The sequence below is a fragment of the Ideonella paludis genome (assembly GCF_018069865.1).
In the GTDB taxonomy this organism is placed as follows: domain Bacteria; phylum Pseudomonadota; class Gammaproteobacteria; order Burkholderiales; family Burkholderiaceae_C; genus Ideonella; species Ideonella paludis.
In genome coordinates, this window is sequence record NZ_JAGQDG010000005.1 from 351581 (window position 1) to 365759 (window position 14179).

At 61.4% G+C, this 14179-nt stretch carries 15 protein-coding genes and 2 rRNA genes; 14 read left to right on the forward strand and 3 right to left on the reverse strand.

The features are described from left to right. Window positions 1–4 precede the first annotated feature (4 nt). From KAK11_RS14940 to KAK11_RS14960, 5 genes are all read left to right on the forward strand, one after another. The gene (locus KAK11_RS14940; RefSeq protein ID WP_210809998.1) at window positions 5–331 is read left to right on the forward strand and encodes a (2Fe-2S) ferredoxin domain-containing protein; all 327 of its coding nucleotides are present in this window, start codon (window positions 5–7) and stop codon (window positions 329–331) included. 9 nt (window positions 332–340) lie between these two features. Beyond that, window positions 341–958: an alpha/beta hydrolase gene (locus tag KAK11_RS14945; protein WP_210809999.1), complete on the forward strand. Its 618-nt coding sequence runs from the start codon at window positions 341–343 to the stop codon at window positions 956–958. Between the two features lie 125 nt (window positions 959–1083). Next, window positions 1084–2235 (forward strand): D-alanyl-D-alanine carboxypeptidase family protein, encoded by a 1152-nt coding sequence (locus tag KAK11_RS14950; protein ID WP_375140690.1) that lies wholly within the window; start codon window positions 1084–1086, stop codon window positions 2233–2235. A 193-nt stretch (window positions 2236–2428) separates the two neighbouring features. Next, window positions 2429–3319 carry a D-amino acid aminotransferase gene (locus tag KAK11_RS14955; RefSeq protein WP_210810001.1) on the forward strand — a complete coding sequence of 297 codons (891 nt, stop codon included), beginning with the start codon at window positions 2429–2431 and terminating at the stop codon, window positions 3317–3319. Window position 3320: 1 nt separating this feature from the next. Continuing rightward, complete coding sequence (locus tag KAK11_RS14960) at window positions 3321–3596, forward strand: YbeD family protein (RefSeq protein WP_246498974.1); 276 nt, start codon at window positions 3321–3323, stop codon at window positions 3594–3596. Here KAK11_RS14960 and KAK11_RS14965 read toward each other — a convergent pair. Beyond that, window positions 3562–4308 carry a tetratricopeptide repeat protein gene (locus KAK11_RS14965; RefSeq protein ID WP_210810003.1) on the reverse strand — a complete coding sequence of 249 codons (747 nt, stop codon included), beginning with the start codon at window positions 4306–4308 and terminating at the stop codon, window positions 3562–3564. The genes KAK11_RS14960 and KAK11_RS14965 overlap by 35 nt on opposite strands. Window positions 4309–4353: 45 nt before the next feature. Here KAK11_RS14965 and lipB point away from each other — a divergent pair, with 45 nt between their 5' ends. Together lipB and lipA are read left to right on the forward strand one after the other, a co-directional pair. Continuing rightward, a complete protein-coding gene (gene lipB, locus KAK11_RS14970; protein ID WP_210810004.1) occupies window positions 4354–5082 on the forward strand; it encodes a lipoyl(octanoyl) transferase LipB in 729 nt (242 codons plus the stop codon). Between the two features lie 13 nt (window positions 5083–5095). Then, a complete protein-coding gene (gene lipA, locus KAK11_RS14975; RefSeq protein WP_210810005.1) occupies window positions 5096–6079 on the forward strand; it encodes a lipoyl synthase in 984 nt (327 codons plus the stop codon). Window positions 6080–6097: 18 nt separating this feature from the next. Here the strand turns inward: lipA and KAK11_RS14980 are convergent, their stop codons facing one another. Beyond that, window positions 6098–6604 carry a peroxiredoxin family protein gene (locus KAK11_RS14980; protein WP_210810006.1) on the reverse strand — a complete coding sequence of 169 codons (507 nt, stop codon included), beginning with the start codon at window positions 6602–6604 and terminating at the stop codon, window positions 6098–6100. 12 nt (window positions 6605–6616) lie between these two features. Between KAK11_RS14980 and KAK11_RS14985 the strand changes: the two genes are divergently transcribed. Continuing rightward, the gene (locus KAK11_RS14985) at window positions 6617–7300 is read left to right on the forward strand and encodes a DUF4197 domain-containing protein (protein ID WP_210810007.1); all 684 of its coding nucleotides are present in this window, start codon (window positions 6617–6619) and stop codon (window positions 7298–7300) included. Between the two features lie 53 nt (window positions 7301–7353). Here the strand turns inward: KAK11_RS14985 and KAK11_RS14990 are convergent, their stop codons facing one another. Further along, window positions 7354–8502: an ATP-binding protein gene (locus KAK11_RS14990; RefSeq protein ID WP_210810008.1), complete on the reverse strand. Its 1149-nt coding sequence runs from the start codon at window positions 8500–8502 to the stop codon at window positions 7354–7356. A gap of 196 nt (window positions 8503–8698) precedes the next feature. On the opposite strand from KAK11_RS14990, the gene KAK11_RS14995 reads away from it, so the two are divergent. The 6 genes from KAK11_RS14995 (at window position 8699) to KAK11_RS15020 (ending at window position 14131) form a co-directional block, all read left to right on the forward strand. Continuing rightward, complete coding sequence (locus KAK11_RS14995; RefSeq protein ID WP_210810009.1) at window positions 8699–9283, forward strand: hypothetical protein; 585 nt, start codon at window positions 8699–8701, stop codon at window positions 9281–9283. Window positions 9284–9331: 48 nt separating this feature from the next. Beyond that, window positions 9332–9781, forward strand: a complete 450-nt coding sequence (locus KAK11_RS15000) for a PTS sugar transporter subunit IIA (protein WP_210810011.1) — start codon at window positions 9332–9334, stop codon at window positions 9779–9781. Beyond that, complete coding sequence (locus KAK11_RS15005; RefSeq protein ID WP_210810012.1) at window positions 9750–10019, forward strand: HPr family phosphocarrier protein; 270 nt, start codon at window positions 9750–9752, stop codon at window positions 10017–10019. Before KAK11_RS15000 ends, KAK11_RS15005 begins: the two co-directional genes overlap by 32 nt. Window positions 10020–10076: 57 nt before the next feature. Then, complete coding sequence (gene ptsP, locus KAK11_RS15010) at window positions 10077–11846, forward strand: phosphoenolpyruvate--protein phosphotransferase (protein WP_210810013.1); 1770 nt, start codon at window positions 10077–10079, stop codon at window positions 11844–11846. 398 nt (window positions 11847–12244) lie between these two features. Continuing rightward, window positions 12245–12357: ribosomal RNA gene (rrf, locus tag KAK11_RS15015) — 5S ribosomal RNA — on the forward strand. A 245-nt stretch (window positions 12358–12602) separates the two neighbouring features. Further along, a 16S ribosomal RNA gene (locus KAK11_RS15020) occupies window positions 12603–14131 on the forward strand. The last annotated feature ends 48 nt before the right edge of the window (window positions 14132–14179 follow it).

Consider the following 14179-nt stretch of genomic DNA (forward strand, 5'->3'; position numbering starts at 1 on the left):
GCGAATGAGCTATTACAAGCACCACATCTTTTTTTGCCTCAACCAGCGTGAGAACGGTGACGCCTGTTGCGCCCAGCAAGGTGCCCAAGCGGCTTTTGACCACTGTAAACAGCAGGTCAAGGCGGCGGGCCTGGCCGGTCCTGGCGGCGTGCGCGTCAACAAAGCCGGCTGTCTGGACCGCTGTGCGGGCGGGCCGGTGGCCGTGGTCTACCCAGAAGAGACTTGGTACACCTTCGTGGACGCTTCTGATATCGATGAGATCGTCGAGCGGCATTTGAAGGGCGGCGAAAAGGTTGAACGCCTGATGTTGGCGCCCAGCGTGGGGCGTTGAGGCGGGCCCATGAACGCGCAAACGCAACGATCACAGATGGTGGGGCCGGCCGGCGTTCTGGCGCTGGCGGTGGATGAGCCCGCCCAGCCGCCTTGCGGCGTGGCCGTGGTGTGCCACCCGCACCCGCTGCACGGTGGCACGCTGGACAACAAGGTGGCGCAGACCTTGGCCCGGGCCTTTGTGCAACTGGGCTATCGGGTGGTGCGCTTTAACTTTCGGGGCGTCGGGGGCTCCGAGGGGCAGTGGGATGAGGGCAGGGGCGAAGTGGATGATGCGCTGGCGGTGATCGCCGCGCATCGGCAAGCGGGCCAGCCTTTGGTGCTGGCGGGCTTTTCCTTTGGTGCCTATGTGGCGTCGCAGGCGGCGCATCGCCTGAAGGACACGCCCCACGCCGTTCAACGCCTGGTGCTCGTCGGGCCGGCCACCTCTAACTTCGACGTGGCCCCCGTGGCCGCCAACACCTTGGTGATTCACGGCGAGGCCGATGAGGTCGTGCCCCTGTCGGCCACTTTGGACTGGGCCAGGCCCCAGGTTCAACCGGTGGTGGTGGTGCCGGGCGTGGGGCATTTTTTCCATGGGCAATTGGCTTTGCTCAAGTCGCTGGTGGTGGCGGCTTGGCAGCCATAAAGCGGCCCTGACATTGACCGTGCTTGGCCCTGCGCTGTGGCAGAGGGGCCAGCCTGACTTAGATTCTCATGAAACTCATCCATTCCGTTCTGTTGCTTTCTTCACTGGCGCTCACCTCGACCGCCATGGCGCAAGCCGCACGCGCGCCTGCCGCTGCGGGCTCGGCCGCCGTGGCCGCCATGGTGGCGCCGCAAGCCCCAGAGGTCGCCGCCAAAGGCTTTTTGCTGGTGGACATGACCACCAACCAGATCCTGGCTGAACGCAACGCGGATGCGCCAGCGGAGCCGGCCTCCTTGACCAAGCTGATGACCGCCTATGTCGTGTTCTCGGCCCTGCGCGACCGCAAGATCGCCTTGGATCAAAAGCTGCCTGTCTCCGAGCGGGCTTGGGCCGAGCGCAAGGGGGGCGGCTCTTTGATGTTCATTGACCCCAAGATGACGCCCACCGTGGACGAACTGCTCAAGGGCATGATCGTGCAGTCGGGCAACGACGCGTCGGTGGCTTTGGCGGAAGGGGTGTCTGGCTCGGTCGAGAGCTTTGTGGCCTTGATGAACAAACAGGCTGAAGCCTGGGGCCTGAAGAACACCAGCTTCAAGAACGTCACCGGTTTGACGGAGGCAGGCCACCGCAGCACGGCGCGCGAGCTGGCCGTGATTGCGCAGCGCATCATCCGCGACTTCCCGGATCGCTATGCCTACTATGCGATCAAGGATTACGCATTCAACAACATCAAGCAAGACAACCGCAACTTGCTGCTGCGCCGGGACCCGACGGTCGATGGCATGAAGACGGGCTTTACCGAGGCGGCGGGCTACTGCTTGATCGCCTCGGCGCAGCGCGACTTCCCCAACGGCAAGCGGCGCTTGCTGTCGGTGGTGTTGGGGGCTGATTCGCTGCAGTCGCGTGCCAATGAGAGCCAAAAGCTGCTGAACTGGGGCTATGCCACCTTCGATGCCGTGCGCTTGTTTGATGGCAGCAAGCCCGTGCAAACCGTGCCAGTTTGGAAGGGCTCGGCCAATGAAGTGGCGATTGGTGGCGTGGAAGGCGCCGTCTATGTGGCTGTGCCCAAGGGCGAGGCCGAGCGCCTGAAGACCTCTATCGAGCGCATCGACCCCTTGCTGGCTCCTCTGGCCAAGGGTCAGCGTGTGGCGACCTTGAAAGTCACGACGGGCGCTGGCGCCGTGGTGGCCGAGCTGCCTTTGGTGACGCAAGCGGCCGTGCCCGAGGCGGGCGCCTTGGGGCGTGCTTGGGATGCCATTCGGCTGTGGATCAAGTAAGGTCGGCTGATGGGCAACGCTGAAAAAGACCCTTGCGGCGCGTGCATCCTCGACTTCGGGCGGTCTGCCTCGTTGCAAATGCTCGCGATACCTGCAGGTATCGCTGCGCTTTGCGCCTTGCATTCCATCCCGAATCGAGGCGCTCGCCTCTGCAGGGACTTCTTCAGCGTTACCTTTGCTTTTGGAGACGCCTGTGACTGCTCTGCCTGACACCCTGTGCGACCTGAATGACGAGTTACTACCGCTGAGCCAAGCCAAGGTTTCGGTGCTGGACCGGGGCTTTCTGTTCGGCGATGGGGTCTACGAGGCCATGCCGGTATACGGCCGCAAGCTGTTTCGCTTTGATGAGCACATGGCCCGGCTCAGTCGCAGCTTGGCCAAATTGCGCATCCCCAACCCGCTGGATCGCGATGCTTGGCTGGCGCGGGTGCGTCGGCTGGTGGCGGCGCACCCAGCGGACGATCAGGTGGTGTACTTGCAAGTCACCCGCGGTGTTGCCCCGCGCGACCATGTGATGCCACCGGGCTTGATCCCTACCGTGTTCATGATGAGCAATGCGATGAAGCCGGTGTCGGCCCAGCAGCGGCATCAGGGCGTGGCCTGCATCACCGCGCGCGACTTCCGCTGGGAGCGTGGTGACATCAAGAGCATCTCTTTGCTGGGCAACGTACTGGCGCGCCAGCTTTCGGCCGATGCGGACGCGGCGGAGACGATTCTGCTGCGCGATGGCGCAGCCGGTGGGCCTTGGTTGACCGAAGGCTCCTCGTGCAATGTGTGGTTGGTCCATGAGGGCGCGCTGCTCGGCCCCGTGATGGACGAGCATGTGCTCGAAGGCATTCGTGTGGGTTTGCTGCGCGAGCTGTGTGAAGGGCTGAACCTGCCCTTCAACTTGCGGCCGCTGAGTGAGTCAGACTTGCGCACGGCCGACGAGATCCTGCTGTCGTCCACGGGCAAAGAGGTCTTGGCCGTCACCCGGCTGGACGGCGAGGCCGTGGGCCATGGCGCCTTGCGGGGGAAGCCCGGCCCCGTCTATGCCCGGCTTTATGAGGCCTACCAGCAGGCCAAACGCGAACAATCGATTTGATATGCCAGACATCCCTCCCGAGCAGTCGCTCATTGAGTACCCGTCCTCATTCCCCATCAAGGTGATGGGCCAGCATGTGCCAGGCTTTGTCGAGGCGATGATCCATGTCGCCCAACAGTTCGACCCCAACTTTGACCCTGCCACGGTGGAGCAGCGTCCCAGCAAGGCCGGCAACTACCTGGGCGTGACCTTGACCATCACCGCCACCAGTCGTGAGCAGCTTGATGAGATGTACCGAACGCTCAGCTCCCACCCGATGGTGAAGGTGGTGCTGTAGGCGCTTCCTGCGCTGCCAACTCGGCCAGCTTGGCAGGGGCGGCTTCGTCACCTTGCCGGGCGGCTTGTTCGTACCAATAACGCGCCAGTCGCAGGTCCTGCGACACACCGTCTCCGCGCTCATAGAGCGAGGCCAGGATGTACTGCCCGCCCACGTCACCGGCGGTCGCCGCTTTGCGGTACCAGTGGGCCGCCTGCGTGCTGTCTGCGGCGGTACCTCGGCCCATCAGGTAGGCGGTAGCCGCCGCCATCTGGCCGTCCACGCTGCCGGCTTCGGCGGCCTTCAGGTACCACTGCAAGGCGCGCTGGCGCTGGCCGCCGCGCTGCGGGCTGTCGAACCACTCGCCCAAGGCGAACATGGCGGTGACAAAGCCACATGCGGCCGCGCGCTCAAAGCCTTGCTGTGCCGCTTTTGCGGAGGCGGCGCGGGCCTCAGCGCGGGCATGCATGACGGCCAAGTTGTAGTGCGCTGCGGCATGCCCTTTGCGGGCCAAGGCTTCGAACTTCTGCTGGGCTTGTGGCCAGCGGCCTTGCACATAGTCGACCAAGGCGGCCGCGAACGCACGGTCATGGGCGGTGGGCGAGTCAGGCGCTGAAGTGGCCAAGCAGGTCGAGACGGCTTGCGCGGGCAGGGCGGTCAAGCTGCACAGCGTCAAGGCCGCCGCCGCGGCTGGCCTTCGCAGCAGGTTGGTCAGCAGGGAGGCAGGGGGCATGGTGGGCTTTCTTCAGGGCTTTCGCGGGTCAAGGACAATGGCGGGATGAGTACGCTGGTTCAAGCAGGCGCGCATCCCGTGCCTTGGATTCGTCGCGATGTGGGGCTGCAAGCTTACGCCGAGGTCTTCGAGCGCATGCGCGCGTTCACCGAAGCCCGCACCGCCGACACGCCCGATGAGTTGTGGCTGGTCGAGCACCCGCCCGTGTTCACCCAAGGCCTGGCAGGCAAGGCCGAGCATGTGCTGCTGGCCGGTGACATCCCGGTGGTGCAGAGCAACCGCGGTGGCCAGGTGACCTTTCATGGCCCAGGCCAAGTGGTGGCTTACCCGCTGGTGGACCTGCGTCGGCTCGGCATCTACGTCAAGGAATATGTCTTTCGCCTGGAGGCGGCGCTGATCCAGACACTGGAGGCTTTTGGCGTCGTGGGCTTTCGGGTGCCGGGGGCGCCGGGGGTGTATGTGAACCTGGCGGATCCGTTCAACCTCGGCTTGCCCGCCGGGCCCAGGCAAGACGTTTTTGAAGGCCTGGGCAAGATCGCCGCCCTGGGGATCAAGGTCAGCAATCACTGCACCTACCATGGCCTGTCCCTGAATGTCGCCATGGACTTGGAGCCCTTTGTGCGCATCAACCCATGTGGCTATGCGGGGCTCAGAACAGTGGACCTCGCTACACTGGGCGTCCGCGCTGAGCCGGCGGCCGTGGCCAATGTGCTGGCTGAGCGGCTGGGTCATCATCTGGGCCACTCGTCAAACCCTGTGCCCGTCGCCTTTTAAGAGAGCCTTGTTCATGGCCACCGAGAACGTCACCCACCAAGCCAAGACTGGCGCCGATTACGACGCCACTGCCAAGCAGAAGGCCCAGGCCAAGACCGCGCGCATTCCCATCAAGATCGTGCCGGCTGAGACGCTGAAGAAGCCGGACTGGATTCGCGTCAAAGCGGGTTCGCCCACCACGCGCTTCTACGAGATCAAGAACATCTTGCGCGAGCACAAGCTGCACACCGTGTGTGAAGAAGCATCGTGCCCGAACATTGGCGAGTGCTTTGGCAAGGGCACGGCGACCTTCATGATCATGGGCGACAAGTGCACCCGCCGCTGCCCCTTTTGCGATGTGGGCCACGGCCGCCCCGACCCGCTGGATGTGGATGAGCCCGCCAATTTGGCCAAGACCATTGCGGCGCTCAAGCTGAAGTACGTGGTCATCACCAGTGTGGACCGCGACGACCTTCGCGACGGTGGCGCTGACCACTACGCACAGTGCATTCGCGCGGTGCGTGAGCAGTCTCCCGAGACGCGCATTGAAGTGCTGGTGCCGGACTTCCGCGGCCGCTTGGACAAAGCGCTGGCCATTCTCAAGGCAGCGCCGCCCGATGTGATGAACCACAACCTTGAGACCGTGCCGCGCCTCTACAAAGAAGCTCGGCCGGGTTCGGACTATCAGTTCAGCTTGACGCTGTTGAAGCGCTTCAAAGAAGAAGTGCCCGACGTTCCGACCAAGAGCGGCTTGATGGTGGGCTTGGGCGAAACCGATGAAGAAATCTTGGCCGTGATGGCCGACATGCGGGCCCACAACATCGACATGCTGACCATTGGTCAGTATTTGGCCCCCTCAGGCCACCACCTGCCGGTGCGCCGCTATGTGCACCCCGACACCTTCAAGATGTTCGAAGCCAAGGCCGTCGAGATGGGCTTCAGCCATGCGGCCGTGGGGGCGATGGTGCGATCAAGCTACCACGCTGACCAACAGGCCGCCCACGCTGGCGTGGCCTGATAAGGCGGGGCGGGCGGCTTAGGCCGCCAGCAACTCTTCGATCTGCTTGTGCAGGGCTGCGAAGTCCGGTGGGCCCACATAGCGCTTGACGATGCGGCCTTGCTTGTCGATCAGGATGCTGGTGGGCGTCAGGCGCACATCGCCAAAGGCTTTAGCGACCGCGCCGCTGCTGTCCATGGCCACATGAAAGGGCAACTGCCGGGTTTGGGCGAAGTTGCTGACGAAGGCGGGGGTGTCGTAACTCATGGCCACCGCGTAAGTCTGATAGCCCTGGCCTTTGTACTTTTCAAAGGTGCTGACCAGTTCGGGCATTTCTTTGACGCATGAGGTGCAACTGGTGGCCCAGAAGTTCACCAGGGTCACTTTGCCTTTCTGGGCCGTCACGGCGTGGCTGCTGCCGTCCAGCAACGTGATTGCGACATCCGGCGCGGATTCACGCGAGGAGCAGCCCGACAGGATCATGCCGCCCGTGCAGGCGGTTGCCAGCAGGCCGGCGCAGGAGGCAAGATGACGACGACGATCCATGGAGGACTCCCTATGAAGCGACGGCAGTTTACGGCAGGCACTTTGGCAGCGCTGGGCGTGGGACTTTCCACCCCCCAAGCACAGGCCTTTCAATTGAGCAACGCGGATGCCTCTGCAGGCGTGAAGGCAGCCTTGGAGCGCGGTGCCGTCGCGGCGGTGGGATTGCTGGGGCAAACCGATGGTTTCCTGGGCAACCCTCAGGTGCGCATCCCCTTGCCGGGTTTTTTGAATGAGGCCGCCAAGGTGCTGAAGTTCACCGGCCAGCAAAAGCGCGTGGATGAACTGGTGACCGCGATGAACCGGGCTGCCGAAGCGGCCGTGCCGCAGGCCAAGGAATTGCTGGTCAATGCGGCCAAGAGCATGTCGGTCCAAGACGCGGCGCGCATTGTGCAAGGCGGCGAGACCTCGGTGACGCAGTTCTTCACCGACCGAACCCGCGCTGCCTTGACGGAGCGCTTCTTGCCCATCGTGACCAAAGCCACCGAGCAAGTGGCGCTGGCTGACAAGTACAACGCCGTGGCCGGCAAGGCCTCGGGCCTGGGGCTGGTGAAGAAGGAAGACACCAATATCCAGGCCTATGTGACGCGCAAGTCCCTGGATGGGCTCTACTTCATGATCGGCGAGGAAGAGAAGAAGATTCGCCGCGACCCGGTGGGGACCGGCAGCGACATCTTGCGCAAGGTGTTTGGCGGCTGAGTCGCCACGGTGCAGCCCGCAGAGCCGGGCGACCTGCGCCCTGCGCTGAGGCGTCACATATTGCGCGACAACTCGTAAATCAGCGCAGAGGGCAGGGACTGCAGCACGGTGTCGCGGCCAATGACGGCATGGCGACGGCCGTTTTCACCGCTCAGGGCGAAGCGGCTGCCCTCTTCAGCGATCTCGATGAACACGAAGTTGGGGAAGTCGTGCGACAAGCCGCTGCGCAGGCGCTCGAAGCGCTGACCCGCTGAGGCCGACTCGTAAATGATGGCGTGCGGCAGAGTGTCTCGGCAGTACTCTTCGGCTTCGTCGACCGAGCTGACAAAGTCAAGCACCAAGCCCATGTGCCGGATCGCATCGCGCACCTCGGTGCGCAGTTCTCGCCGGGCAGCCAGCACGAGCACTTGGCTGCCGGCCAAGGGCTTGGAGTTCTCGGACACGCCAAAGTCGGGCTCCACATCGGCAACGCTGACGCCCTCAATCTTGTCTTGCACCGTGCGGGGAAACTCGATCAAGACGGAGCTGGTTTCCGAGGTGTCGACGCGGTCAATCACCAAGCCCAGCGTCCAGCAAATCTGCTGGACCAAGCGCCAGGTCATGGAGTCCAGGCCCGGCGTCGCGTCGTGCCGGGCGACCACATCGGCGGGGGCCTCGCCACTGGCCTTCAGCAAGAACTGGCAGAACAGGCGAGCGTGCGCCGGCCAGGGCTTGAGGTCGATGCGGAATTCGATCTGCTCGCGGGCATGCTCCAGCGCCCAATCCATGACAGATTGAACCAAGGTGTGGAGCAGGGTGGGGTCCACAATGACTTCCGCGGGCCGCAGGGCTTGGCGCACTTCAATGCCACGCGCGGTGGCTTCTCGGCCGCGTTGCACCAAGACATCTCGAACCACCTGGGTGATCGTGATCTGCTCGGGGCTTTGTCGGATGCGCCCTGAAGCGAATCGCGCCAATTGTTGGCCAATCATGCCCACCCGCCGTGCTTGTTCGATTTCTTCGCGCAGGGCGCGCAAGCCGGCACGGTCGATCTTGCCAGTGGTGGCCAGCACGGTGACCCGCTCTAGGGCACTGGACAGCGATTGAGCGATGTCACTGCCCACCTGCCCAATCAGCTCGCGCCAGTGTTCGTCGCTGGACGATTGGATCAGCGGCGAGGCAGTGTGCGGTGTGTCTAACGGAGGCGGGAGGATGGCATTCATGATGAACCTAGACTTCGGGTTAACCCGGTCTCGGGCATTTGGATATTGACACGATTGGCTACATTTGTGGGGCCTTGTTCGTGTTGCTTGCGACGAAGCCGTGAGAAATTGCCCGGGGAATCATGGTGGATGAGGCCCCAGTTGCACATCCTCTGCATCGGGGAGGTAGGCCCATCAAAGTGGGGATAATCCAGCCATGATCGGATGTGCGCCGCTAGATCCACCTCGTTTTTATCGTGGTCTTCATGGGCTTGCTCTCGTGGGGGTGATGTGCGCGGGCGCGTTGAGCGGCTGCGCGCCTGCGATGAATTGGCGGGAGATTCGAGGCGACCAGTCGGGGGTGGTGGCAAGTTTTCCTTGCAAGCCGGATTTGCATGTTCGCCAAGTCAAGCTTGAGGGCCTCGATGGCACATCGCTGCCTATGGCACTCAGAGTGTGCGAGGCGGGGGAGCACACCTTTGCGATGACGGAGGTCGATGTACAAGACCCTGCCCGCGTCCCCGTGGTGATGAAAAACCTGCTTATTGCTTACGCGGGTAATGTGGGCGCCCAGGCCCGGGCGGGTGCGCGCCAAGACTGGGCCGTGAAGGGGATGACGCCTCAGCCTGACGGCGGGCGGTGGCGCTTTGACGGGGCGATGCCCTCGGGCAGGGCTGTCCAGGCTGAAACGGGTCTGGCGTCTCGCGGTACGGTGATTGTTCAGGTGAATGTCAGCGGTCCGAGCGTGCAGGCGGAGGTGGCCAAGCAGTTCTTTGAAGGATTTGTCTTCTCAGTGCCTTGAGGAAACCATTTAGCTGCACGAGCTGAGAAGCTAGCAGATACTTCACCCATGACTACACTCTTGATCATGGCCCATGCCCCACTGGCCAGTGCGCTGCGCGACGTGGCGGCTCATGTCTGGCCAGAAGCGGCTCGAGAGGTCTTGGTCTTGGACGTGCGCCCGGAGTGGGACGGTGAGGCGGCTGAGGCGGCTGCTCAGGCGCTGATCGCGCAGTCCGCCCCTGGCGATGTCCTGATCTTGACGGATGTATTCGGAGCCACCCCCTGCAATGTGGCCCAGCGGCTGGCGGATGGACGCAGTGTTCGGGTTGTGGCCGGCGTGAATGTGGCGATGCTGTGGCGGACGCTGAGTTACGCTCAGGAGCCTTTAGATGCGCTCGTGGCCAGAGCGGTTGCCGGGGGGGCTCAAGGGGTTCTCCAACTGGCGCCGCAAGCGCCTCAAATTCAAACTCAGAGACCACCACGTCATGATCAAGAGCACCCTGACCATCAGCAATAAGCTGGGCTTGCATGCCCGTGCCTCGGCCAAGTTGACCAAGCTGGCTGGGAGTTTTCAGTCCGAGGTGTTCATGACGCGCAATGGCCGCCGTGTCAACGCGAAGAGCATCATGGGAGTGATGATGCTGGCTGCCGGATTGGGCACTGAGGTTGAACTGGAAACAGAGGGGGTTGATGAGCAACAAGCCCAGGACGCCATCACGGCACTGGTGAACGACAAGTTCGGCGAAGGGCAGTAAGCCTCGCAGGCATCTTCGGCGGGCCTGCCCCCTCATGGCAACTGATACATTGAGACCATGAGCATTCAAGTGTTTGGCCTGCCGGTGTCCCGCGGGGTTGCCATTGGTCGCGCGGTACTGGTCGCGTCCAGCCGCGTGGATGTTGCCCACTATTTCATTGAGCCTGCACAGGTGCCCGAGGAGATCGCGCGCTTGCGCCGTGCGCGTGACGAGGTCGCTGAAGAGCTGGTGGCGCTGAAGCAAGAAGTGCCCGAAGACGCCCATGCGGAGTTGGTGGCCCTGTTGGATGTGCATCTCATGCTGCTGCATGACGAGATGCTGGCGGATGCAACCAAGCAGTGGATTCTGGAGCGGCATTACAACGCTGAGTGGGCGATGTCGGCCCAATTGGAAGTTCTCGCACGTCAGTTTGACGATATGGAGGACGACTATCTGCGTGAGCGCAAGGCGGACCTGGAGCAGGTGGTCGAGCGCGTGCTCAGAGCGCTGATGCGCACCAGCCGACGCACGCGCGGTGAGGAGCCAACGGCACCGATTGCGCCCCGTGACTTCGGCGGAGATGATCAGCTGATCTTGGTGGCCAATGACATCGCACCGGCCGACATGCTGCAATTCAAGCGCAGCGTGTTCACGGGGTTCGTCACGGACGTCGGCGGTCGAACCTCGCACACCGCCATCGTGGCCCGCAGCATGGACATCCCGGCCGTGGTCGGCGCTCGCGAGGCCAGCCGCATCGTTCGCCAAGATGATTGGGTCATCATTGATGGCGACGCTGGGGTCATGATCGTCAACCCTTCGGCCATCGTGTTGGAGGAGTATCGATTTCGGCAGCGCCAGATCGATCTGGAGCGGGCGCGCCTGCACCGGCTGCGCAACACCCCGGCGGTCACCCTGGATGGAGAGCGGGTCGAGCTGTTGGCCAATATTGAACTGCCCGCAGATGCGGCTGCTGCCCTGGAGGCGGGCGCTGTGGGGGTGGGTTTGTTCCGCAGCGAGTTCTTGTTCATGAATCGCCAAGGGAATCTCCCGGGCGAGGAGGAGCAGTTCCTCTCCTACAAAGCGGCGGTCGAGGCTCTCAAGGGCTTGCCGGTCACGATCCGCACCGTGGATATTGGTGCGGACAAGCCGCTGGACAGGATGTCTAACCATGAGCTCCGCCACGAGCACACACTGAACCCAGCGCTGGGCTTGCGGGCCATTCGCTGGAGCTTGGCGGAGCCCGATATGTTTGCGCAGCAGTTGCGCGCACTGCTGCGTGCCAGCGCATTCGGCAAGGTTCGGGTGCTGATCCCCATGGTGGCGCATCTCTCCGAGGTGGCTCAGATCCGTGCTGGACTGGAAGCGGCGAAACAGCAACTTCAGCAGCGCGGGCAAGCCTTCAGCGATGTGGAGCTGGGCGCCATGATTGAGATTCCGGCTGCGGCGCTGATGATCCGCTCCCTGTTGCCGCACTTTGACTTCTTCTCGATTGGTACCAACGATCTCATCCAATACACCTTGGCCATCGATCGTGCTGATGAAGCGGTTGCTCATCTTTATGATCCGTGGCACCCAGCGGTCCTGCGTCTCATTGAGCACACCATCACAGAGGCCACTGCGGCGGGCAAGAGCGTCAGTGTCTGCGGTGAGATGGCTGGGGATCCGGCCTTCACTGAGGTCCTGCTGGCGATGGGGCTGAGGAGTTTCTCGATGCACCCTGCTCAAATCAGCGCCATCAAGCAGCGCGTCCTGCGAGCAGACACCAAGCATTTCGCCGCCTTGCTCAGTAATGCCATCGCGGCAGATGACCCGCAAGTGGCCTGGCGAAGTGCCGCAGGGCAGCGCTAAGGGCCAACAAAAGAGAAAAACAAGAGGGCACTTGCGTTCAACAAGAATTCAGTGCTATAGTCGAGGGCTTCGCTGATGACACGGCTTTGCGGCAAGCAAAGCGGTAGATACCAGTGAAGTAGAGGTCGGCGAACAAGTGATCATCACTTCAAGCCGCAAGCGATAAAAGCCTAGTGCTTGACAGGGTTTTTAAAACAAGTCATAATCGCTCCTCTTTGCTGATGACAACAAATCAACAGCAGCAACGACGAAAGTCGATGTTCTTTAAAAACTAACAGCCGATAAGCGTGGGCGTTAAGAGGCGAGTGCCAAGTGTCTTAGGACACATGGTCGCAAGACCTTAATGCTCATGGAAGTGAAGTTCACTTCAATTCTTTGAGCGAAATTCAAGGTTTAAGCCTGATGACCATAGCGAGTTGGTCCCACTCCTTCCCATCCCGAACAGGACAGTGAAACGACTCAGCGCCGATGATAGTGCGGATTCCCGTGTGAAAGTAGGACATCGTCAGGCTAATATCCGAGAGAAACGCCCGGTTTTGCCGGGCGTTTTTATCTCTGAAGCATGAGATCTGTGCTATGATCCCATCCTTCAGCGATAAGCTGGATAGATCGCAAGATCAAGCTCTTTAAAAACTAACAGCCGATAAGCGTGGGCGTTAAGAGGCGAGTGCCAAGTGTCTTAGGACACATGGTCGCAAGACCTTAATGCTCATGGAAGTGAAGTTCACTTCAATTCTTTGAGCGAAATTCAAGATCGAACTGAAGAGTTTGATCCTGGCTCAGATTGAACGCTGGCGGCATGCCTTACACATGCAAGTCGAACGGTAACGCGGGGCAACCTGGCGACGAGTGGCGAACGGGTGAGTAAAGCATCGGAACGTGCCCAGTAGTGGGGGATAGCCCGGCGAAAGCCGGATTAATACCGCATACGACCTAAGGGTGAAAGGGGGGGATCGCAAGACCTCTCGCTATTGGAGCGGCCGATGTCAGATTAGCTAGTTGGTGGGGTAAAAGCTCACCAAGGCGACGATCTGTAGCTGGTCTGAGAGGACGACCAGCCACACTGGGACTGAGACACGGCCCAGACTCCTACGGGAGGCAGCAGTGGGGAATTTTGGACAATGGACGAAAGTCTGATCCAGCCATGCCGCGTGCGGGAAGAAGGCCTTCGGGTTGTAAACCGCTTTTGTCAGGGAAGAAATCCTTTGAGCTAATACCTCGGGGGGATGACGGTACCTGAAGAATAAGCACCGGCTAACTACGTGCCAGCAGCCGCGGTAATACGTAGGGTGCAAGCGTTAATCGGAATTACTGGGCGTAAAGCGTGCGCAGGCGGTTATGTAAGACAGAGGTGAAATCCCCGGGCTCAACCTGGGAACTGCCTTTGTGACTGCATAGCTTGAGTGCGGCAGAGGGGGATGGAATTCCGCGTGTAGCAGTGAAATGCGTAGATATGCGGAGGAACACCGATGGCGAAGGCAATCCCCTGGGCCTGCACTGACGCTCATGCACGAAAGCGTGGGGAGCAAACAGGATTAGATACCCTGGTAGTCCACGCCCTAAACGATGTCAACTGGTTGTTGGGAAGGTTCCTTCTCAGTAACGTAGCTAACGCGTGAAGTTGACCGCCTGGGGAGTACGGCCGCAAGGTTGAAACTCAAAGGAATTGACGGGGACCCGCACAAGCGGTGGATGATGTGGTTTAATTCGATGCAACGCGAAAAACCTTACCTACCCTTGACATGGCAGGAATCCTGTAGAGATATGGGAGTGCTCGAAAGAGAACCTGCACACAGGTGCTGCATGGCCGTCGTCAGCTCGTGTCGTGAGATGTTGGGTTAAGTCCCGCAACGAGCGCAACCCTTGTCATTAGTTGCTACGAAAGGGCACTCTAATGAGACTGCCGGTGACAAACCGGAGGAAGGTGGGGATGACGTCAGGTCCTCATGGCCCTTATGGGTAGGGCTACACACGTCATACAATGGCCGGTACAGAGGGCTGCCAACCCGCGAGGGGGAGCCAATCCCAGAAAACCGGTCGTAGTCCGGATCGCAGTCTGCAACTCGACTGCGTGAAGTCGGAATCGCTAGTAATCGCGGATCAGAATGTCGCGGTGAATACGTTCCCGGGTCTTGTACACACCGCCCGTCACACCATGGGAGCGGGTTCTGCCAGAAGTAGTTAGCCTAACCGCAAGGGGGGCGATTACCACGGCAGGGTTCGTGACTGGGGTGAAGTCGTAACAAGGTAGCCGTATCGGAAGGTGCGGCTGGATCACCTCCTTTCTGGAAAAAAGCACTTCAAATCTGAAGCGCCCACACTTATCGGCTGTG